Source organism: Geminocystis sp. NIES-3708 (assembly GCF_001548095.1).
Lineage (GTDB): Bacteria > Cyanobacteriota > Cyanobacteriia > Cyanobacteriales > Cyanobacteriaceae > Geminocystis.
Genome location: NZ_AP014815.1, coordinates 2,039,545 through 2,062,004, shown reverse-complemented (window position 1 = coordinate 2,062,004; position 22,460 = coordinate 2,039,545). Strand labels below are relative to the sequence as shown.

Below are 22,460 nucleotides of genomic sequence, written 5' to 3'. Positions count from 1 at the left end.
AAATCATTATATTAGCAGGTTTTAATATTTTAAGTAGCAAAGAATGATCACATTTATGATATGCTAGTAAAGTTGAGCAAAATTTGTCTGCTAAACAAGTATAAATATAAATTGTTATCGTAACGTGTGACTCGTTAAAAGGAAAAATAGTAATTTTTATGAAAATAACTCAGGAGAAACTTCCTGCTAGTCAAATCGGTTTAGAAATCGAGATTCCTGCAGAAACATCAAAAAATACCTACGAAAAAGTTGTTAAAGAAATAGCTAAAACTACTAATATTCCAGGATTTCGTAAGGGAAAAGTTCCTCGTCCAATTTTATTGCAACGTATCGGTAGTCTAAGAGTAAAAGGTGCTGTTTTAGAGGAATTAATTCAAGAAAGTATCCAAAAAGCAATTGAACAAGAATCTATTAATGTTTTAGGAAACTATCAATTAATCTCAGATTTTGAAGAATTAGTGAATGTCTATCAACCTGATGGAAGTTTTACTTTTAAAGCCTCAGTAGATGTGCCTCCTGAAGTCAATTTGGGACAGTATCAAGGTTTACAAGTACAAGCGGAAGAAGTAGTTTATAATAGTGAAGATGTCGATAAATTAATCGATGAACGTCGTCAAAAATTAGCGACTTTAATTCCTGTAGAAAATCGCAACGCACAAATGGGTGATGTGGCAGTTATTGATTTTGAGGGACGTAAACCTACAGAAAATGGTGAAGAAGGTGATATAATTCCGGGAACTGATGCTCAAGAGTATCAAGTAGATTTAGCAGAGGGTAAATTTATTCCGGGCTTTCTTGAAGGTGTTGTGGGAATGAAAATTGATGAGACGAAAAAACTCACTTTAACTTTCCCTGAAGATTATGCCCAAAAAGATTTAGCGGGAGAAGTTGTTGTTTTCACTGTCACCCTTAAAGATTTGAAAGAAAAAGAATTACCTGAATTAGACGATGAATTTGCACAAGAAGTTAGCGAATTCGAGACTATGGCAGCCTTAAGAGAATCTTTAGAAAAACAGTATCAAGAAAAGGCGGCTAATGATACTAAACAAAATATTCATAGTGCTATTGTAACCGAATTACTAAAGCATACAAGTATCGAATTACCTCATACAATGTTAGAGGAAGAAGTACAAAATATTCTTTTACAAACTGCTAATCAACTTCAAAGTTACGGCATGGATGTTAATCAGTTTTTCACTCGTGATGTTGTCACGAATATGCGTGAAACTGCTAAACCTGAAGCTAGTAAAAATCTGCATACTACCTTAATTATCGAGAAAATTGCCGAGCAAGAATCGATTACTGTCAGTGATGAAGAAGTAACTGCTAAAACTGTCGAAATTAAATCGACTCTTAAAGATCGTGATGTGGATGAAGTAAAATTACAAAAATATGTCAAGCACGATTTATTAGCAGAAAAAACTCTTGATTGGTTGCAAGAAAAAACTCAGGTAGAATTAGTGCCTTTGGGTAGTTTAACTAAAGAGGAAGAATCGACTGAAGAAGAAAATTCTGAGACTAATAACTAAGTTTTAATTGACAAAAATGATATTTTAGAAACTTAAATTTTTGATATTTATAATTAACTATCAATTAATGTAAGTTTCTATTTTTTTGTTATTAATTGCACTATTTTTCATATTCAATAAACCCTAGTTAGATTTAAAGGCAATTGCCTACTGTAATTTTTATCACTGATTTATTTATTTTATTGGAAATATTATGTCTGAAAATCAATTTTCTGAAGTAAAATATGGTGAAAGAGCCATTGAAGAAGGTAGCTTAATTACCTTTGCGAATCCTCGCCCTGGGAGAGTTTATAATGTTAGTATTACTTTGCCTGAATTTACCTGTAAATGTCCTTTTTCTGGCTATCCTGACTTTGCTACAATTTATATTAATTACTCTCCAGATGAGAAAGTTGTAGAATTAAAAGCCATCAAACTTTATATTAATAGTTATCGTGATCGTTATATTTCTCATGAAGAATCTATCAATCAAATTTTAGATGATTTTGTCAGTGCTTGTGATCCTTTATCGATAACAGTAAAAGGGGATTTCTACCCCCGTGGAAATGTCCATACTGTTATTGAAGTTAAACACGATAAAAATAAATAATTTTTTTAATTTCTAATGATTAATTATATATTTTTGAACGCCATTTATTAAGAGTTTGTTCACCTATAGCGGCTACAGTTTCTAATTCAGCAATACGAGATTCTAACTGATAAATGGTGTTTTTTTGCTGTTCATTAATACTAGCTAATTTACTATTAATAGAATCTTTGTTTTGTTTATTATGAGAGAGAATACGATTTTTTTCTATTTCTAATTCTGTTTGTAAATTTTTATATTTAATAATGGTTTCTTGAGCTTGTTGATTGCTATTATTTAATTCTGATATTTGTTTTTCGAGATTAGCAATTTGTTGATTCAATTTTTCAATAGTTTTTTTCTGATCATCGATTAATTTTTTAAATTCTTCTTCTGTCTTTTTCCCATGAGAATTCAAGGACGCTAATTCAGCTTTAAGATTATTTAATTCTTGATCTTTTTTTTCTAGGTTTTGTTTAAGTGAGATTAATTCACTATTATTTTTATGATTTTTTTGTAGTAATTTAGCCTCTGATTCTAAGGCTTTAATTTTGACTAATTGTGTTTCTAATTCTCTCGCCAAAGATTCATTAGCTTGATTTTTTTCGACTACTAATTTTTCTTGGGTAATAACTTGTTTTTCTAAATTTTCAATGTGTTGTTTCTGTTGTTCTAATTCTTTACTAATTGCTTCATTTGCACTTTTATTTTTTATATCATTATCTTGGGACAAAATATCATTTTCGGTATTATTATCTGTTAATTCACTGGTTAAAGAATCAGCATCTCCTGTAATTTTTACCACTTGATTTGCTGTATGACTAGAAATAGAAATAGTGCCACTTAAAATATTTTCAAATAAAGCTGATTTACTTAATCCAGTTTGTTTACTAATTATTTCTAATGTTTCAGTTGCTTTACTGGTAAGAGATAAATTGACTTTGGATTTAACAGTCATTAAACCAGTGGTTGTTCCAGTTTTTCTTCTAGCCATATAATATTAATCCTCTGAAAATATGATGATATTTTATACATTCAGAATATGGTATTATAGATTACTTTTTTTTGACTGATAATGCAATAAAACTTTACTCTTAATGGCGATTTTTGAGGAATTTTGCGAATAAGAGCTAATCGTAAGAGACAGGATTTATAATCAAAGAAGTTTGAATGATATATTAACTTAAATCCTTTTGTTTTAAAGCTAATTGAGAATATTTTATTGTTAGTGCTATTGTATTTTCTAATTCGTTGATATAGTGAATTGGTAATCCATTTAATTTTTCTGGAGAGATGAGAATATCAGAAGTAGAAACTCTTAAAATCCAATGAATTTGCCTGATAGGTTGAGAAGATTTTTTTTTCCAAGAAGATTCTGTTTGGAAAAATCTTACTCCTGTAGCCCTATCAGCTCTATCTTCACTACGTATAGCAGAAATAGGAGTTTGTTTTTGAAAATATTGTTCTATTTTCTGAATCAATAAATCAATTATATCACTCCAACAAGAAACATTAATTAAAACTACATCGATATTAGAATTATCAAGAATACTCGAAAATAATTCATCAACTTGTTCTTTTTTATTTTTGATATTTTCATTAAGTAAAAGATAACAACTATTGATTTTTTGTTCCTTAAAAATGAGAAAATTCACAGTAAAGATAGTTGTATCAATAGCGTCGGAAATAATTGCTAAATTACTATCAAAATCTAAGGTTAAAATTGGTTTATTAACTTCTTTAGCTATTGAATTGTAATGATGATATTGATTCGTTGTCGAAGAAGCTTGATGAGTTTCTCTTGTAAGAGATTTTAACAAATTTGGGTGACGATTTAAAGCATAATCATTAAGTCTAATTTTGCCATCTAAAGCCATTACTTCACCATTAGCATTAATAGCTAGAGGATTAATTTCAATAATATCAAGATCATGAGTTAGAAATAAATCATACATTTTTTCAATGATTTTACTAACAGAAGCAATAGCTTTCCCTGTTAAACCCATTTGTTTAACTAAACGACGGGCATAAAAAGGTGAAAATTCTTCTTCAATAACACAGGTTTGTAAATTATCTAATAATATCTCAATGTTAATACCACCATGAGACGAGCCGAGTAAAACAGGTCTTTTTAAAGCATAATCAAGCATAATAGCTAAAAAGAACTCATTCTCAGCATCATAACGAGCTTCTGCTAAAATTACTTCTGGATATTCCCCTTCTATCGGTAAATTAAAAATAGATTGGGCGGCGGCAATAGCATCAATCGTATTTTCGACAAATTTCACGCCTCCTGCTTTTGCCCTACCACTAGCCAAAACCTGAGATTTTAAAACAATAGGATAAGGAATATGCAAGTTTTTTAATTCACTAGGATCTGAAATGGATTGAGAAGGTAAGATAGGAATATCCACTTGCTCAAATAATTGTTTTGCCTGATATTCTAATAAATCCATTGAGATAAGTAATAAATAATTAAATAATAAATAAATATTTGGAATAAATACTAATAATTGAACATCAAAAATAATTATTAATTCTACATGATTAATTGCTTAGTATCCCAAGTCAACAGCGATACGATGGGCACAACTAAAACCAGAAAAAGCCACGGCATTTAAACCTTGTCCGGGAAATGTACTATCTCCGACACAATATAAGTTTTTGATAGCTGTACGATTGAAAGGCATTGATAATAAACCATTAAGACGTTTAGCAGGAATCGGTCCATATGTACCATTAATTCTACCTAAAAAGCGTCTATGGGTGCGGGGAGTGCCAATTTCCATATAGTCTAAACCAGCATCTAAGTGAGGGAAAATTTCTTCTAAACGCTCAATTACACGCCCAGCGGCTTCTTCTTTTTTATACTCATATTGTTGTGATGATAAGTTTTCCCAATATTCTATTGAGCTTGGGGTGAAAGCATGGATGATATGATAACCTTCAGGTGCTAAACTTGGATCTAGTAAAGTAGGTATAGAAACAAAAATTGTACCTTGTTCGGTTTCTAAGTTATTCCATTTATCTAAGATTATGTGATGACATTCTGGATTATGTGCTAAAACTCTGGCTTCAACTCCTAAATGTAGGCTTAAAAAACTAGGAGATTGATGATAATTTTTCTGCCATTTTTTTTCTTTTTTCGGTTTTTTATCTTTATCGATTAATTTATCAAAAGTATCCCAACGGGTAGCGTTAGAGACAATTTTTTGAGCAAAATATTCTTTGCCGTTGGCTAATTTTACTCCTATGGCTTGATTATTTTTAATAATAATTTCCCTAACTTTTGCTTGATAATGAATCTCTCCCCCTAGGTTTTGTAAACCTTCGGCTAAAGTTTCTGCTATTTTACCAACTCCTCCTTTAGGATAGTTTATCCCGCCATAATGGCGATCAGAAAATACCATTCCAGCGTTAATCATCGGAGTTAAATCTGCTGGTACAACTGACCAACAATAACACTCCATGTCAATAAATTTAAGTAATTCAGGATTTTTGATATATTTACGAGCAACATCACCAACATTTAAAGATAAATATTTAAGTAACCCAAGACAAGATAACGGATGCTGAAAAAAGACACGAGTTAAGTAGCGAATTTCCTCAAGAGAAAGTAATTCTATGGAGTTAAGACAGTTAAACACTTGCCAACATTCATTATAAAAACTTTTAATCCCTTTCTCTTCTTCTGGAAAATGATTATATAATTCTTGCAAAAATTTATCATAATCTCGATGAACTTTTAAATCAAGATTATTAGGTAAATGATAGTGAATTTGTACGGGATCTGGTATAGTCTCCATAGTGGCATTGACAGCAGATAAAGCACGGGTTAATAAATTGGTAGTGCCTTTTTCCCCGAAGCCAAAAATCATCGAAGCACCTACATCAAAACGATAACCTTCTCTTTCAAAATAACCGGCACTACCACCGGGGATAAGATAACTTTCTAAAACTAAAACTTTGATTCCTTTAGCCGCTAATTGGGTTGCTGTGACTAAACCACCAATACCAGAGCCAATTACAATTACTTGATACTCACTCATAATCTCGATCTTTGATTTACCTAAAATCTAGCTTATATAAGTTTAGCCTTTAGTTGCTCCAAAAAAAATTGGTTTATGGCAATCCTTTTTCATTTCTGAGATATTGGTAAGGTTAAGAATCAGGATTCAGAATTCAATAGACTTTTTCAAAAAGTCAGGCACTTTTGCAATGGTTATTACAATTGAGAAATTCTCATTTTAAATATATTTTAATTTTGAGAGATGTCTAATCTTGATACCTTTGCTATTGCCTTATGAAAATATTATTATAAATTTACGATTAAATAAGCATCCTGAAACTTTGCACCCTTGACAGATTGCCCTTTTAATGGTGGCGGTAAGAATATATTACGTCTTTGATCTCCCGCAGAAATAGTTAATTCTGGACCAGATTGAGTTAATTTTACTTGTTTTTTGTCAAATCCGGGCAAAAAGATCCGAACTTCTCGATTATTTGTATCAATAGTCAAAGGTTTTGGTGCTTTAAGTGCTTGTTTTTGAAAGTCTGGTAAAGCTGAAGATAATTCTTCTAAGTTGCTAGATTCCATGTTAGGAATAGAATTAATGGTTAAAAGATTAAAAGCGGTTTCAATTTCTGGGGTAATTTCCCTTTGATTTAGTAACACACCTCCCACAGTTAAGCCCACTTGTTGCGCACTTCCCCACCAATATCGAGCAGTAGCGATGGCTTCTGGGGTAGAATTGGTAATAAGAAAAGCCGATACTCGATTGGGATCATTGACAGCATTTTTACCTTGATCTAAAATCTGATTAGCTTCATTACTAGGTTGTTCTGCAAAATTATCCACACTCCAAGAAACATTTAAAACAGCGCTAGTGACTGGTTGCACAAAGGGCGATAAAGTTTTTATAATATCCGAATTTTCTAACAAATTTCGCATCCTTCTGATATACCAACTCAAGGTTTCAGGGATACCAAACATTCTCACAATATTAAGGCTACTTTTACCATCGTAAATAATTACGTCATATTTTCCCGTTTGATCTTGTTCTCTGAGATAATTTAACGCTAAAGCATCATCCATACCAGGGAATAAAGCTAATTCTTGGGCAAAGATATTATTTAGTACAGGCGATCGCAAATATTTCGCTTCTAATTTTTTTAATTCTTCCCAACTGTCATCTAATAATTGACTGCTTTGTAATTGAATGGCATCTAAATTTGAGCTTATTTCCGTGACGATAGATTTTACTTCAACTCCTATTTGTAAAAGAAAAGATGGTGTGGAATCCTGCACCACTAATAAAACTTTTTTGCCTAATTGAGCGTATTTTTTCGCCGATGCGATGGCAGTTGTGGTGCAACCAATGCCACCTTTACCTAAAAATGTAAGTATAAAAGCCATGTTAATAATTAAAAATTAATTTACGGTAATGATTAATAAAATATTAAACTAGAAATAAGACCATAACGATTTTATACGAGTTGTAAGATTATAATTGAGAAAATTTAGAATTAAGAAATAATATTTGGTGATTCATCACTAAAATTAACATTGAGACTTTTAGTGTCATTGTCTTGGCTTAAATTTTAATAGTTACGAAAAGTTTCAATCTGATTATCCTTAATTGAATTTTGGTAGTTATTATCAGGTAGAGTCAGTAGCTTGAAATAAATATTATTTTTGTTTTTGATCTACTCATTGTAGTAAGATTATCATAAAATGTTAGCCGAGCTTGAAACAAGAAAAAGATAATCATGTTACTAAACTATTTTAAAATTAATACCCCAAAAGTAGTTCAAGAAACTATTGATGGTGAAGTGGTAATTGTTAATCTCAAAAAGGGTTACTATTATAGTCTTCTTGATATAAGTGCAGAAATTTGGTCTTATATAGAAAACGGTATTAGTCAAGAAGAAATTATTAAATTAATTATTCAAAAGTATTCAGGTAATGAAGATGATATAATTATTCAAATTCAAGATTTTTGTCAACAATTATTAATAGAAGAAATTATTATTGCTGATCTTGCTCCTCAAAATATATCTAAAAAAAATACAATAATTAAAGAACATATAAATACGAATAAACCTTTTTTTATACCACCCAAATTAACTAAATATACCGATATGGAAGAATTATTGACACTCGATCCCATTCATGAAGTGGACGAAATGGGATGGCCTAATGCTAAAATTGATACTCTAATTTAAAACCAAAGCCAAAGAATTAAAGCAAAGCTAAATAAAGTCAAATTAATAGAGCTTCAGAACGTTTTAGTTATGAAAAAATTGTCGTTTATAAGTTAAGTTCAAAACCCAAAAGATTAAACAATTCCACAGGTAAAATCAGACAAAATTAAAATAGTTATTGCCTATGAATAATAATTTAGATTCTTTTCCACAACCATTAGAGTTTTTTAATGATATTTATTCTTATTATCATCAAGCAGTAATAAAATCTCAAAATATCTCTTATTATTATCAAATTGCTGGTTTTAATATCTGTTTAAATTTTGCATCTTCTGACTTAATTTCTAAAATTATTCCTGCTTTATATCATCTTAAAATCGATGAAGTTTCTTCAGCGGATTTAAATATTTATCTTTGGGATAGTCATTCTACTGGGGTAAAAATTCCTCCTCCCCCTTGGCAAAGAAATCATCTTCAAAAACGGGGTGAAATTATTGGTTTAAATTCGGATAAGATTTATACATCTTTTCAATGGGGAGCAAATGCTCTGAGTTTACTAGATTTAGAGCGGAATTTAGGAATATATTGGGTAAATAATGCCAATTTTGTTCCTTATTGGGAAACTAGCTCACCTTTACGCAGTATTTTACAAGTTTGGTTAAGTCAGAAAAATATACAACTTATTCACGGTGGAGCGGTAGGATTACCTGATGGAGGAGTATTATTAGTGGGGAAAGGAGGCAGTGGTAAGTCAACAACGGCTTTATCTTGTCTTGATTCTGAGTTATTTTACCTCAGTGATGATTATAGTCTAATCACGACTAATCCTATACCAAGAGCTCATAGTGTTTATTCAACGGGGAAGAAAAAACCTGATGATGTGGATAGATTGCCATTTTTAAAACCGATTATCAGTAATAGCGATCGCCTTGGGGAAGAAAAAGCTCTTTATTTTTTACATGAGCATTTTCCTGAAAAAATTATTAAAACTTTTCCTTTAAAAGCGGTTTTAATTCCGAGAATTACAGGAGAAAAAGATAGTTATTTAGAAAAAACATCATCAATTATGGGATTATCTTCTTTGATTCCTAGTACGATTAAACAGTTACCTCATACTGGGGAACAAGCCTGTAAAATAATGACTAATGTGGTTAATCAACTTCCTTGTTATTATCTTAATTTAGGTACAGAGATTAAACAAATATCATCGATTATTTTCAATTTTCTAAAGACAAAATAATGAATATAAATAATCCTTTAATTAGTGTAATTATTCCTGCTTTTAACGCTGAAAAATATCTAAAAGATGCTATAGAAAGTGTCATTAAGCAAAATTATCAACCATTAGAAATTATTTTAATTGATGATGGTTCAACGGATAATACTGCTAAAATTGCTAAAAGTTTTCAGAATATTAAATATATATATCAAGAAAATAGTGGTCCGGCGATCGCTAGAAATAATGGTATTAAAATAGCGGGGGGAGATTATATTGCTTTTTTAGATCAAGATGATTTATGGACACCAAATAAATTAAGTTTACAAATAAATTATCTTAAGGATCACTCTGATATAAGTTATGTATTAGGACAACAAAAAATATTTTTAGAGTCAGGAATAGAAAAACCTAAATGGCTAAAACAAGAATATTTAGAGACTATAACTCCTGCCTATTTATTAAGTGCTTTATTAACAAGAAAATCTATTTTTAATCAAATTGGTTATTTTGATTCAAGCTATAAACATGGTAATGATTCAGACTGGTTATTAAAAACTATTGATGCTCGTTTATCCATGTATATAATACCAGAAATAGTTTTATTAAAAAGAATTCATGATGCTAATCAATCCCATAATATTGAGGAGATGAAATCTGATGTATTAAGTTTTCTTAGAGCATCTATTCAACGTAAAAATAAGCAAAATAATCTTTAATTAATAATTATCATATGATTATTCAAAACCCATTTATTAGTGTAATTATTCCTGCTTTTAACGCTGAAAAATATCTAAAAGATGCTATAGAAAGTGTCATTAAGCAAAATTATCAACCATTAGAAATTATTTTAATTGATGATGGTTCAACGGATAATACTGCTAAAATTGCTAAAAGTTTTCAGGATATTCAATATATATATCAAGAAAATAGTGGTCCAGTTATCGCTAGAAATAATGGTATTAAAATAGCGAAGGGAGAGTATATTGCTTTTTTAGATGCCGATGATTTATGGACTGATGATCATTTAGAATTATTAGTCAATTGTTTTAAAAAAGATCCTTATGTAGAAGTAGCTATAGGTTATGTACAGTGTTTATTATTGAAAGAAAAAAACGAAGAAAAAGAGTATTTTGAGGAATTTTCAAACTCCACTATTAATGTTAATTTAGGTGCTGGATTATATAAAAAATCAGTATTTGAAAAGCTGGGTAATTTTGATCCTAATTTATCTTCCAGTGAAGATGTTGACTGGTTTTTAAGAATAAAAGAAGCGAATATTAATCAAATAATAGTTTCAGAAAGTGTGTTATGTTATCGTATTCATGATAGTAATGTAAGTAGAGATAGAAAAAATAGTTATTCTGCTTTTCTTAAATCTTTAAAAATGTCTTTAGATCGTCGTAAAAACTTATAAAATAAATATATGATAAATTTGCCATTAGTTAGTGTAATTATAGTAGTTAAAAATGGTGAAAAATTTTTACAAACTGCTATTGAAAGTGTTTTAAATCAAACTTATAAAAACTATGAAATTATTGTTATTGATGGTAATTCTAATGATAAAACCCCAATTATTGCTCAATGTTATTCTCAAATTCGTTATTTTTTACAAAATAGTCAAGGAATAGCCGATGCTTATAATCAAGGAATTGATGAGGCAAAAGCGGAATTAATTACTTTTCTTTCTTGTGATGATATTTGGACTGATGATAAGCTAAAAATCCAAGTAGATTATATGATTGATAATCCACAAGTTCAAGGTGTTATAGGCAAAGTAAAATTTTTTTTAGAAGAAGGAAATTTGCCACCATCAGGATTTAAAACTGAATTATTAGAAGGTGATCATGTGGGTAAAATTATGGAAACATTAATGGTCAAAAAAAGTGTCTTTGAAAAAGTTGGCAACTTTAATTCTGAGTTTTGGGTAGCAGAAGATGTTGATTGGTTTGCTAGGTGTCAAGATGCTAATATTTTTATAAAAGTTATCGATAAAATTCTGTTAAATAAAAGAATACATAACAATAATATTTCTTTAAATCGTCCTGAAAATAATCAAAATTTACTCAAAATTTTAAGAGAATCAATTCATCGTAAAAGAGAAAATTTAAGTAAGAATAAATAAAAAAATTATGTCATTAATTAGTGTAATTATTCCTGTTTATAATCGTGAAAAATATGTATCTGAAGCTATAGAAAGTGTTTTAAAACAAACTTATCAATTCCTAGATATTATCGTAATTGATGACGGTTCAACGGATAAAAGTGCAGAAATTATTAAAAGTTTTGGCTCAAAAATTAGATACTTTTATCAAGAAAATAGTGGGATTTCTTCGGCTCTAAATCATGGGTTAAAAGTGGCTAAAGGTGAATTTATAGCTTTTCTTGATTCTGATGATTTATGGACAGAAAATAAGTTAAATTTACAAATAAAAGTTTTAAAAAAAAATACTCAAGTAAGTATAGTATTTGCTCATATTCAACAATTTATTAGTCCAGAGTTAGACACAAATATTCAAGATAAAATAGATCTTCCTAATGAGATAATGAAAGGCTATGTAAAAGGAACTATGTTAGCAAAAAAAGAGGTATTTTCTCAGATAGGCTTATTTGATATTAGTCTAAAATTAGGCGATTTTATTGATTGGTATTTAAAAGCCTGTGAGCAAGGAATCAAAAGTTTTGTTTGTCCTGAAGTACTCTTAAAAAGAAGGATTCATGATACTAATATGGGAATTATTGACAAAAAAGATCGCAGTGATTATGTAAAAATAATTAAGGCATCTTTGGATCGTCGTCGTCATGAAGTAAAATAAAATGTAAAGTTAATTAAAAATTTTTTATGGAGAAAAAAACATCTGCTGAAGTAAAATTTCGATTAGCTAGAGCATGGCATTTAAAAGGAAAAATAGAACCAGCAATTAAAGGTTATCAAGAAACAATAAAACTGCAATCGAATCATCTTCAAGCACATTTTTATTTAGGTAAAATTTACTTTCAACAAAAACAATTAGATTTAGCTTTACAAATTTTAATTAAAGCTATTAATATTGATTCTAATGAAGCGGAAATTCATAAATGTTTAATTAATACTTTAATTGAAAAAGATGGCATTGATTCTGCTTTTGAATTTTATCAACTTCAGCGTCAACATTCAAAAAAAATTAATCTGCAATCTAGGGATATTTTAGTTTGTGTGGTGGTGAGAAATGAAGCACCTCGTCTTCCCTATTTTTTGTCTTATTACAGAGAAAAAGGTATTGCTAAATTTCTTATCATTGATAATCAATCAACGGATAATACTAGGGAATATTTACTAACACAAAATGATGTTTATTTGTGGCAAAGTAATCTTTCTTTTAATCTTGCTAATTTTGGTTCGGCTTGGTTTGAGATTTTGCTGAGAAAATATGGCTTAAATCATTGGTGTTTAATCGTTGATGCTGATGAACTTTTTTTCTATCCTAATGCAGAAAAAATTACTATTCCTGAACTGTGTTATAAGTTAGATTGTCTGCAAAAAAGGGCATTTACCTGTGTTCTTTTAGATATGTATTCTGATATTCCTATCAAAGATACATTATATACACCGGGAGAGAATTTTGTTGAAGTTTGTCCTTATTTTGATCGCCAATTTTACCATGATAAATATGATTTAGGAAGTTCTTATAAAAACCAAACTGTCTATATAGGGGGAGTTAGACAACGGATTTTTGGTACTAAAGGTGACTATTATCTCAGTAAAGTTCCCTTAATTAAATATACAGAAGATAGAGTATTAACAGGTGGGCAACACTCCACAAACTGTTTAAAAGAAGAAATTGCTAATGAAACGGGTTGTTTATTACACTTCAAATTTTTCTCATCTTTTTACGATTATGTACAAAGTGAAGTTATCAGAAAAGAACATTTTGGCGAGGGGATGCAATATAATCAATATGCGAAAGTTATTAACGAAAATGAAACTTTAAATTTATATGATTCTCAGCATTCTGTGAGATTTCAAAATAGTCAACAATTGGTAGAGTTAGGAATAATGAACTGTGATTTTTGATAATTAGCTATTATCATATATATTATTAATAAGAGAAATAAAAAGTACAAATTTGTTTAACTAAAAAATGGAAAATTATAGAAATATGAGTAATTTGTAGATCAAACGATGAAAAATTAAAGAGTTAGTTAATAATATAGTAATCTAAATCAATTGTATAAATGTGATCAATATGAGTATCAATAAAGATCAATTTCTAGTTAGCATAATTATCCCTGTTTATAATGGGGAAAAGTTTATTAAAAGTGCGATCAAAACCGTAAAAAAACAAAATTATCACCCTTTAGAAATTATTTTTATTGATGATGGCTCAACAGATAATACCGCTAAAATTATATCTGAATTAAATGATAACTTTAAATATATATATCAAGAAAATCAAGGGCCAGCATCTGCAAGAAATAAAGGCATAAAAATAGCTCAAGGAAATTTTATTACTTTTTTGGATGTGGATGATTTATGGGCTGAAAATAAGCTCAACAATCAAGTAAAATATTTACTAACAAATCCCACTGTTGACATAGTTCAGGGTTTAATACAGAAGATGAAAATAATAGTATATGATGATAATAGAGAAAATATTCTAACACCTTTATCTGAACCTTATAATTTTATTAGTTTAGATAGTGGTACTTATCGTAAATCACTGTTTGACAAAATTGGTTTATTTAATGAAAAAATGATCTATGGAGAAGATGTAGATTTCTTTTTTCGAGCTTGGGAAAATAATATTTCTAAAGTAGTTTTACAAGAAGTTTTTTTGTTTTATTGTCAACACGAATTTAATATGACTAAAGATAAAAATGTTATTGAATTGGGTTTATTAAAAATTCTCAGACAGCATTCTCTTCGTTGTCAAGAACAAGGTAAAATATTGAGTAATTCTAATATTAGTCTTCTTCAATATATAGGTATGTCACCCAAATTTTAATATTAATATAAACCTCTTCAATAATTATTGTATAAAAAATTTTAGCGAGACTATATTAATCATAAATAACAATAAACTATAGGATATAATTTTAATGATTTCAATACTTAAATTAATTTAAATTGAAAATTCTGTGGATGTCTAATTCTAATTCCAATTCTATGAATAAATTTTTGAATAATTTTAAAATTTTTGCTGGCATTAGAAAAAATGAATTAAGTGATTATATAAAATTTTTTGTAAATGAGTCTAATATACTCGAAAAAAAATTTATTGTTTTTGCTCATTATCGGACGGGTAGTACTTTATTGGCAAATTTATTAAATTGTCATCCTGATATTTTTTGTGATGGTGAAATTTTCCTAAAATTTATAAATGTCCATTTTAAAAAAGTATTTTTTCCTTGTATATATGCGGAAAGTCAGAGTTTAAAAAGTAATAAAAAAAATTATGGTTGTGATGTAAAACTTGATCAATTAGTAAAAATTTCTATAAAATAACTCAATTTTACTCTAAAAAATATTATTAATGACTTTCATCAAAATAACTGGAAAATTATCTATTTACATAGGGAGAATTTGTTAAATAAAGTTATTTCTAAGATTCAAGCAAATACTCGTCAAAAATGGCATGATCGACCAGAAGATAAATTAAAACGAAATTCTATTAATATTGATGTAAATAAATTAATTAAGCAGATGAAATCGTCAGAATCTTTAGCAATACAAGAACAAGAAATTATGAAGAAAATACCTCATTTAAAAATAATCGATAAAAACAATCTCTTACACTCAAAAGAGCATCAAAATACTGCTAACATTATTTTTGATTATCTAGGATTGCAGTCTGTTTCGGTAACTACAAAAATGAAAAAAGTTTTCTTAAATAGTGTCTGAGATGATGTAGAAAATGCTCAAGAAGTCATAGATTTTATTAAAGGAACTGAATATAGTATATATTTATAAATTATGAAAATTAAAGATAGGTTTAGAATTGCGATTAATACATTTATTAATCCTGAAAAAAGCATTAAACAAGTTATTCAATTAAAAGAAAAAGAACCCAGTAAAGTTTATGATAATCAATTATTAGCTGATAAAAATATCTTAATTACTGGTGCCGGTAAAAGTATCGCTATAGAAATGGCAAAACAAGGCGGTAACATTTATTTTATGGACAAAGATAAGGTAAAGATGTCAACAATTAGAGTTAGAATTAGAGAATTATTTCATCAAATATAAAAGTTTTGTTTTTGATATAAATAACACCCAAGAGATTGATTTGTTGATAAGTTTTTCAAGAAAATAATATTAATATTGATATTTTAATTAATAATATTGGCATTAATAATTATATAAAAGGCATTAAAGATATAGATTTAGAAGATTGGGAAAGGATATTTAATACAAATGTTTTTAAACCCATGTATTTGACGCAAAAAATAGTAGAAATGATGATTAATAATCCACAAGAAAAAAGTATAGTATTTATTACATCAACCCATAAATCTGCAATATCTCGTTTCGTTAGTTATAGTGCATCGAAAACGGCATTAGCGATGATAATCAAAGAATTAGCGATCAATTTAGCACCTTATAATATTAGAGTTAATGGTATTGCGCCCGGATGGGTAGCCGAAGATGAAAAAAAAAAACCATATTATCACCAATATATACCCTTTCATCAAAGTTCCATCAATCCTTGTTATATCGGTAGAAGTGCCGTTTATTTAGCCTCCACAATTATTTTTCTCATTTTACCACTGGTACAGTGATAACTATTGATGGAGGTTTATCTTTACGTAATTATTTAGTATTCTCCTAACCCTTTTGAAGAAAATTTGATGGCAAAAGTTAATTTAAAATTTTTACAACTATTTGATTCTCATGCACAATTTCACGCATTTAGTCTTGTTATTTTCATGATTATTGGTGCAATATTAGAAACTTTTAGTATCGGTATTATTCCCACATTTATTTACTTACTTAATAAACCAGATATTATCGAAAATAATGTCTACCTTCACTGGTTATCTCAACTTTTAAGGGTAAATTCTAATCAACAATTTCTGATTTATTTAACCATCGCTTTAATCATCATTTATGTTTTTAAAAACACTTATTTAACTTTTTTTGCTTATATTCAATCTCGCTTTATTTTTACTCAACAAATTAACTTATCTCGTCGTTTATTTAGTAGTTATTTATCTTACTCTTATACATTTCATCTTGAACGAAATTCTGCGGAATTAATTTTTCATCTTAACAATGAAGTAAATACTGCTTTTCGTCAGGTAATAATTCCCATAATGACTTTAGCCACAGAGTTAATTATTGTTACTTTTATTGTAGTTTTTTTGATTATAGTTCAACCTTTAGCTTCTTTAATATCCGTCTGTTTAATTGGAATAAGTGTTTCTATTTTTTATAAGTTTATTCATAAAAAAGCTCAAATTTTAGGAAAAAAAAGACAGTACCATCATAGCAAAATGATTCAAGGAATTAATGAATGTTTAGGTGGCATAAAAGAGATAAAAGTTTTAAGACGAGAAAAATTTTTTATCGATGAATTTATTAATCATTCCCGTAAATATAACAATATTTCCCTTTGGATAACAACTATTAACGCTACTCCTCGATTATTTTTAGAAACTATAGCGGTTACGTCCATTTTATTGATAGTTATTATCATCTTAATTCAAGGTAAAAATATTGACTCTATTCTTCCAATAATCTCTCTTTTCGCCATCGCTTCTTTTCGTTTAATACCTTCGGCTAATCGAATTTTGGTATCATTAATTTCTATTCGTTCTCATTATAATTCTATAGATGTTATTCATCATGATTTAGAGTTAATTTCTGAAAATAAAACGAAAAATCAATCAAATCAATCACCGGAAACAATATTACAATTTACCGATTCTATTAGCATCAAAAATATTCACTATCAATATCCTAATTCTTCTTATTCTTCTCTTGAAAATATTTGTCTTTCTATTCCTAAAAATCATTCTATCGCCTTTATTGGCACTTCAGGTGCTGGAAAAACTACTTTAGTCGATATAATTTTAGGTTTATTAACCCCTATTCAAGGAAAAGTGTTAGTAGATGGTAATAATATTCAAGACTATCTCAAAGATTGGCAACAAAAAATCGGTTATATTCCCCAAAATATTTATCTAGCGGATGATTCGATTCTAGCTAATATTGCTTTCGGTTTACCTGCAGAAAAAATTGATAAGGAAAAAGTTTATCAAGCTTTAGAAGCCGCACAATTAAAAGAATTAATTGATAGTCTTCCTCGAAAATTAGAGACGAAAGTGGGTGATAGAGGTATTCGTTTATCAGGTGGACAAAAACAGAGAATAGGTATTGCTAGAGCACTATATCACAATCCCGAAATTTTAGTAATGGATGAAGCCACCACCGCCTTAGATAATGAAACGGAGAGAGAATTTATCAAAGCATTAGATCGATTTAGTGGTAAAAAAACTATTATTATTATTGCCCATCGTTTAACTACAGTGCAAAAATGTGATCATCTTTATTTAATGGAAAAAGGTAAAATTGTTAGCAGTGGTAATTATGATCAATTATCAACAAATTGTGATAAATTTATGAAACTTAATGGTGTAAAATAACTGCTAAAAAGATTTTTTATTTTGATAAATATCGATAATGATAAAAGAATATATTACTGCTTTTAAAATTAGAATTAGAGAAGAATTAGATTGCTTTAATCATTTTCTATATTCCTTATCAAATTACAGAAGATAAAGTGTGTCAATATTTAGGGTTAGAATCTGATATTCTTAAAAGTTTAGAATCTCATCCTGTTAAAAGTAAATATCAAAAAGTTTCCTCTGATAATTTAGCAGATGAGATAGAAAACTATGAAGAAATAATTGATAAACTTCAACAAAGTTAATATCAAAAATTTATTGATTTTTAGCTTTAATAACAAATTTATATAATAATCTAAATGGTCTGATAAAATAATAAAATATCATAGGTAACTCATGAGATGCAAATAATGCCCAATCATCATGAGTTGGGACAAATAATAAGAAAAATATAGACTTAATTTGATCTATTAATCTTTCCCTAAATTGTATTGTAAATAGAAAATTATTTATTTTTTTTATTGGTTTGTTAGATTCAGAAAAAAGTAAGTTTTCTATCTTATATGTTAGATGTTTAATTTTTTTATCATTGATTATTTCTAGAGAGATAAAATCAGGCAGTGATATTTGATATAAATGATTAGCTAAAGATAATCCAACTAATAGTAATCTTAATGCACCTCTATTTTTTGCTTCTTTTATGAGTAATTTCCAATCTAATTGTGGATAAAAATTAATCAATTCTGCTATGTCACAAATTCTTGATAATTTATCCCAACCATCTTTAGTTCCATGACCACATAATAATAATAAATTATTTTCAGGTGAAAGAGTAGATATTTTTTGATTAAATACTATAGAATATTCTAAACTTAGGTTTAAATATTCTATAGGTAATGATAAAGGAAAATAATAACAAAACATTTGCCAATGTAAATCTACTTCTATTTTTTTATTTTTCCAATAAATTGTATAAGCTAAATGTTTGGCAAATTTTACAAACATATGATCATTAGTTATATATTCTTTTTTAAGATTATCCAATAATCTTAAAGAAAAATATCCTCCCATTGATAACAATATTTTTTTTGCTTTTAATAAATCTTTTTTAGCAATTAAAATATCAATATCATTAAATTGTCTCAAAGAAATATCACCATATATTGAAGCTGCTAAAGTTGCACCTTTAAAACAAATATAGTTAATATTATTAACTTTTAATAGCTGTACAATTTCTAATAATTCTTTACTTAAATAAATATTTTTTAAGGCATTCTTGCGAAATTCTATTTTTAATATATTTTTAATATTATCAGGTAAATTTTTGACACAATATTTCTGTAAATTATGAGCAACTAAAGGAATAACAGAATGAGATTTAGCTAAACTAATTAATTGTTGCCAATCAATTATTTGAGAAGTAATAACTTGAATTTTGTTAATATTTGATTTGGATAAAATTTTACGACTTGCTAATAATAATAATTGAACTTCAGGAGAAAATTTATCACTAATACTATTTTGTATTAACGCTTGATTTTTTAATTGGGATACCATTAATTTTAAAATAAAACTCTAATTGACAATCTGATTGACTGCTAATTATACTATAGTAGGTCTAAATTAAATCAGTTATGCAATTCTGTTGAGAAGGATTAATTTAACAGCAAATGCGTAAGTGTTATTGGTATGTGAAAGTAGTTAAGTAAATAATAATGAAAATAAATCACTGTTTAACAGAACAAAAAAAATTACTGTTACAAATTATTTTTGAGGAAGAAGAAAAATTATTATTATGGCAAAAATGGTATAAAAAAATTGATATTGAAAATGATATTGACTCAGAAATTTATCACTTATTGCCTTTACTTTACTTTACTTTATCATCTTATCAAATTAAAACGGAAGAAGAAAATAGATTAAAAGGAATTTATCGTCGCAGTTGGTACAATAATCAATTACATTATAAAAATCTTCAGGATATTTTAGCTAGTTTTAATCAAGATAATATTTTCCCCATAATTTTAGGAGATTTAGTAATGGCAACTCATTATTATCAAGAAATAGCCCTTCGCCCTATTTATAAATATGAATTATTTATTTTACCTAATCAAGTTAATTTAGCCATAGAAAAACTAGAAAAATTAGGATGGAAATCTACATTTAAACTAACTAAAGTTAAGGCAAATATTTATTCTAAGTTATTGTTGACTAATACCCAAGGACAATGTTTAATTCTATATTGGCAATTATGGATTGAAAAGTTATCCATTAAGAATCAAGAAGATATTGTCTCTATATCTCAAACAATAAAGATAGGAGATTATACGGGTTATATTTTAAAGCCCGTTCCGCAAATTTTAGCAATTTGTTTAGAGAATATTTTTTTAAAATATAATTATTTGACTAGATTAATTGTTGATTTAACTCAGGTATTAATTAATCATTCATCAGAAATTGACTGGCAATTATTAACAAAAAGAATAAAAGAATATCAGTTTAATTATAGTTATCAACTTATACTAGAAGAATTATTAAAAATAAAAAAAGATATACTCTTAAAAGAAATAGTAAATAGCTTTAAAAATTTAAAAATAACACCATTAGAAATTCAAGAATTAACCATCATTGAAAAGATAAATAATCTTACTATTAAAGATAAAATCATCAGAATGTATTTATTATATTTTAGAACCTATGGAAAAAGTGACTTTTGGTAGATGGAAGTAAGAACGATATTAGTACTTATGAGCTATGCAATCACCTGACGGGCTTTATCCAAATCTTGAGATTTTTTATATTAATGACTGCCGAATTTACTTAATTTACGAAAGTCGGCTATTACATAAGAATTTTATTAAAATACAATTTACTAACTTACGAAAAAATAATTCCACTATATATCTATCAGTGTCGTTTTAGGATTTTATGCAAAAATTCAGAAATTTTTAGAAAAAATTATTTATTTTTACAAGTTTAAAGATTTTTTATCTTGTAATTGAAGGCTTAAATGTATGAAACATAAAGACTTGAAATGCCCGTAATTTCTGATAGTTAGTTATTCGGGTGAAACCAATTCACCCCGACACATTATCAATGTCTAATTTACTACCTGAATTTCATCTTCAAAAAACCAGTTGGTAGTAGAATCAGAAAACTGTACAAAAACTCCGATACCACTACCATCAGTCATTTTAAAGGATTTGATTACCCCTTGTTGTCCTTGTTGTGCTTTTTCAATAATTTCAGGAGCTACTTTTTCTTTTAAACGACAAATTTTAACTTTTTGTCCTACTTCCATGATAATTTCTAATAGTTTATTTAATTAACAACTCTTCATTTTATCATAGAGCATCCTTATAAAAGGCTTAATCAGTGATTAGTAATTCTTTAAGAGTTTAAGCGACAATGTCCTTCTCCAACATGACCTAATGAGTTAAGATTATTCATTAATTTTTGATAATCTTCAGGGTTTAAAGTTTTTTCGAGAGTCGCTAAATTTGTTTTTAATTCTCCATTTTGGGCCAAAGTTGCCAAAGATTGAAATCCCAATGCACCCATATTCAAATCATCATCAGGGGGAGTTTGAGCATCTCCAAAAAGATGATCGAAATGAAAAGTAGTTTCTATTTCTGCAGTTTTTCCTGCTTCTAAAATTCCTTTTCTTTCATCACCCACAAACTCTCCACAACTATATTCTAAATTAACAGGCAAACTAATCAAAAACTTAATAATTTTATTGTCTTTAACTGCCGTGCCATCGAGGATTATACTACCAGTATTTTCTGGATTATTAACTAATTTCCATGATACAGCATTATAATTACCGACAGGAGCATTGGCTTGTGCCACTTTTATGGGTGGTGCATTTTCATCTCCTTGTGCTAAGTCAATCGTAGTTGCTGTATTAATTAAGGTAACGGATTCTATGGGTTTTATCTCTTTTTCTTTCTCGGCATTAAAAGAGGGATTAGTTTGATAAGCGATCGTATCTGCTAAAGTAACGTAAGCATGATTAAAATCTATACGCCATCCATCTTTACTGACAAATCCTTGGCGAATAAAATCTTCTCCGTTAGCGACTAAAGTTAAAGTTTCTCCTTGTGAAATTTGATTCTGAGGGTTAGATTCAGTGGTGTCAACTTCATTTTTTGTACTACAACTAGATAGAATTATGGCGATGATGATATTTCTAATAGGAATAGAAGGAAATTTTTTGACTATGCTCACGTTATTTATAAAAATTTGTTTTTAATTTGATAATGATTTAGCCTTAATTTTTTTTCAATCCCCCCATGATGGGTTTATAGATAGTTTAGGATAATGAATTTAAATTTTT

General features: G+C 28.2%; 24 protein-coding genes. 17 read left to right on the top strand and 7 right to left on the bottom strand.

Translation table 11 applies throughout. From position 1 onward, the window contains the following. The first annotated feature begins 158 nt into the window (after positions 1 to 158). The gene (tig, locus tag GM3708_RS09120; RefSeq protein WP_066345823.1) at positions 159 to 1,529 is read left to right on the top strand and encodes a trigger factor; all 1,371 of its coding nucleotides are present in this window, start codon (positions 159 to 161) and stop codon (positions 1,527 to 1,529) included. 193 nt (positions 1,530 to 1,722) lie between these two features. Then, complete coding sequence (gene queF, locus GM3708_RS09115; RefSeq protein ID WP_066345820.1) at positions 1,723 to 2,118, top strand: preQ(1) synthase; 396 nt, start codon at positions 1,723 to 1,725, stop codon at positions 2,116 to 2,118. A 19-nt stretch (positions 2,119 to 2,137) separates the two neighbouring features. Here queF and GM3708_RS09110 read toward each other — a convergent pair whose 3' ends face one another. The 4 genes from GM3708_RS09110 to GM3708_RS09095 all read right to left on the bottom strand — a co-directional run bounded on the left by GM3708_RS09110 (position 2,138) and on the right by GM3708_RS09095 (position 7,510). Beyond that, positions 2,138 to 3,088 carry a hypothetical protein gene (locus GM3708_RS09110; RefSeq protein ID WP_066345817.1) on the bottom strand — a complete coding sequence of 317 codons (951 nt, stop codon included), beginning with the start codon at positions 3,086 to 3,088 and terminating at the stop codon, positions 2,138 to 2,140. A gap of 184 nt (positions 3,089 to 3,272) precedes the next feature. Next, on the bottom strand, positions 3,273 to 4,550 hold the full coding sequence (locus GM3708_RS09105) for an ATP-grasp domain-containing protein (protein ID WP_066345815.1): 1,278 nt from the start codon (positions 4,548 to 4,550) through the stop codon (positions 3,273 to 3,275). 99 nt (positions 4,551 to 4,649) lie between these two features. Beyond that, positions 4,650 to 6,143, bottom strand: coding sequence for a carotenoid isomerase (crtH, locus tag GM3708_RS09100; RefSeq protein ID WP_173645009.1), 1,494 nt, complete (start codon positions 6,141 to 6,143; stop codon positions 4,650 to 4,652). A 266-nt stretch (positions 6,144 to 6,409) separates the two neighbouring features. After that, positions 6,410 to 7,510 (bottom strand): ArsA family ATPase, encoded by a 1,101-nt coding sequence (locus GM3708_RS09095; protein WP_066345810.1) that lies wholly within the window; start codon positions 7,508 to 7,510, stop codon positions 6,410 to 6,412. A 353-nt stretch (positions 7,511 to 7,863) separates the two neighbouring features. On the opposite strand from GM3708_RS09095, the gene GM3708_RS09090 reads away from it, so the two are divergent. The 14 genes from GM3708_RS09090 to GM3708_RS18695 all read left to right on the top strand — a co-directional run bounded on the left by GM3708_RS09090 (position 7,864) and on the right by GM3708_RS18695 (position 18,426). Beyond that, positions 7,864 to 8,319, top strand: coding sequence for a PqqD family protein (locus GM3708_RS09090; RefSeq protein WP_066345809.1), 456 nt, complete (start codon positions 7,864 to 7,866; stop codon positions 8,317 to 8,319). Positions 8,320 to 8,482: 163 nt separating this feature from the next. Further along, positions 8,483 to 9,538, top strand: a complete 1,056-nt coding sequence (locus tag GM3708_RS09085; protein WP_066345806.1) for a hypothetical protein — start codon at positions 8,483 to 8,485, stop codon at positions 9,536 to 9,538. Further along, positions 9,538 to 10,233, top strand: a complete 696-nt coding sequence (locus GM3708_RS09080) for a glycosyltransferase family A protein (RefSeq protein ID WP_066345803.1) — start codon at positions 9,538 to 9,540, stop codon at positions 10,231 to 10,233. The genes GM3708_RS09085 and GM3708_RS09080 overlap by 1 nt, the downstream gene beginning before the upstream one ends. 14 nt (positions 10,234 to 10,247) lie before the next feature. Next, positions 10,248 to 10,931, top strand: coding sequence for a glycosyltransferase family A protein (locus tag GM3708_RS09075; protein ID WP_066345801.1), 684 nt, complete (start codon positions 10,248 to 10,250; stop codon positions 10,929 to 10,931). Positions 10,932 to 10,940: 9 nt separating this feature from the next. Then, complete coding sequence (locus tag GM3708_RS09070) at positions 10,941 to 11,639, top strand: glycosyltransferase (RefSeq protein ID WP_066345798.1); 699 nt, start codon at positions 10,941 to 10,943, stop codon at positions 11,637 to 11,639. 7 nt (positions 11,640 to 11,646) lie between these two features. Further along, positions 11,647 to 12,330, top strand: a complete 684-nt coding sequence (locus GM3708_RS09065; RefSeq protein ID WP_066345795.1) for a glycosyltransferase — start codon at positions 11,647 to 11,649, stop codon at positions 12,328 to 12,330. Between the two features lie 26 nt (positions 12,331 to 12,356). Next, positions 12,357 to 13,568, top strand: a complete 1,212-nt coding sequence (locus tag GM3708_RS09060; RefSeq protein ID WP_066345788.1) for a glycosyltransferase family 2 protein — start codon at positions 12,357 to 12,359, stop codon at positions 13,566 to 13,568. A gap of 172 nt (positions 13,569 to 13,740) precedes the next feature. Further along, positions 13,741 to 14,499, top strand: coding sequence for a glycosyltransferase family A protein (locus GM3708_RS09055; protein ID WP_066345787.1), 759 nt, complete (start codon positions 13,741 to 13,743; stop codon positions 14,497 to 14,499). 137 nt (positions 14,500 to 14,636) lie between these two features. Continuing rightward, the gene (locus tag GM3708_RS09050; RefSeq protein WP_066345784.1) at positions 14,637 to 14,999 is read left to right on the top strand and encodes a hypothetical protein; all 363 of its coding nucleotides are present in this window, start codon (positions 14,637 to 14,639) and stop codon (positions 14,997 to 14,999) included. Positions 15,000 to 15,077: 78 nt separating this feature from the next. After that, positions 15,078 to 15,395, top strand: a complete 318-nt coding sequence (locus tag GM3708_RS09045; RefSeq protein WP_066345782.1) for a hypothetical protein — start codon at positions 15,078 to 15,080, stop codon at positions 15,393 to 15,395. A 72-nt stretch (positions 15,396 to 15,467) separates the two neighbouring features. Beyond that, on the top strand, positions 15,468 to 15,740 hold the full coding sequence (locus GM3708_RS09040; RefSeq protein WP_066345780.1) for a hypothetical protein: 273 nt from the start codon (positions 15,468 to 15,470) through the stop codon (positions 15,738 to 15,740). Positions 15,741 to 15,808: 68 nt separating this feature from the next. Further along, positions 15,809 to 16,273: an SDR family NAD(P)-dependent oxidoreductase gene (locus GM3708_RS09035; RefSeq protein WP_082714046.1), complete on the top strand. Its 465-nt coding sequence runs from the start codon at positions 15,809 to 15,811 to the stop codon at positions 16,271 to 16,273. A 69-nt stretch (positions 16,274 to 16,342) separates the two neighbouring features. Further along, complete coding sequence (locus GM3708_RS09030; RefSeq protein WP_066345776.1) at positions 16,343 to 18,139, top strand: ABC transporter ATP-binding protein; 1,797 nt, start codon at positions 16,343 to 16,345, stop codon at positions 18,137 to 18,139. A 137-nt stretch (positions 18,140 to 18,276) separates the two neighbouring features. Then, positions 18,277 to 18,426: a hypothetical protein gene (locus GM3708_RS18695; RefSeq protein ID WP_158505859.1), complete on the top strand. Its 150-nt coding sequence runs from the start codon at positions 18,277 to 18,279 to the stop codon at positions 18,424 to 18,426. A gap of 10 nt (positions 18,427 to 18,436) precedes the next feature. Here GM3708_RS18695 and GM3708_RS09025 read toward each other — a convergent pair whose 3' ends face one another. After that, positions 18,437 to 19,678: a nucleotidyltransferase family protein gene (locus tag GM3708_RS09025; RefSeq protein ID WP_066345774.1), complete on the bottom strand. Its 1,242-nt coding sequence runs from the start codon at positions 19,676 to 19,678 to the stop codon at positions 18,437 to 18,439. A 158-nt stretch (positions 19,679 to 19,836) separates the two neighbouring features. Here GM3708_RS09025 and GM3708_RS09020 point away from each other — a divergent pair, with 158 nt between their 5' ends. Next, complete coding sequence (locus GM3708_RS09020) at positions 19,837 to 20,841, top strand: nucleotidyltransferase family protein (RefSeq protein ID WP_066345771.1); 1,005 nt, start codon at positions 19,837 to 19,839, stop codon at positions 20,839 to 20,841. A 380-nt stretch (positions 20,842 to 21,221) separates the two neighbouring features. Here the strand turns inward: GM3708_RS09020 and GM3708_RS09015 are convergent, their stop codons facing one another. Both GM3708_RS09015 and GM3708_RS09010 read right to left on the bottom strand, forming a co-directional pair. After that, entirely contained in the window at positions 21,222 to 21,422 is a 201-nt protein-coding gene (locus GM3708_RS09015) for a DUF2862 domain-containing protein (RefSeq protein WP_066345769.1), read from the bottom strand. Between the two features lie 89 nt (positions 21,423 to 21,511). After that, the gene (locus tag GM3708_RS09010; RefSeq protein ID WP_231932888.1) at positions 21,512 to 22,351 is read right to left on the bottom strand and encodes a DUF4382 domain-containing protein; all 840 of its coding nucleotides are present in this window, start codon (positions 22,349 to 22,351) and stop codon (positions 21,512 to 21,514) included. Positions 22,352 to 22,460 lie beyond the last annotated feature (109 nt).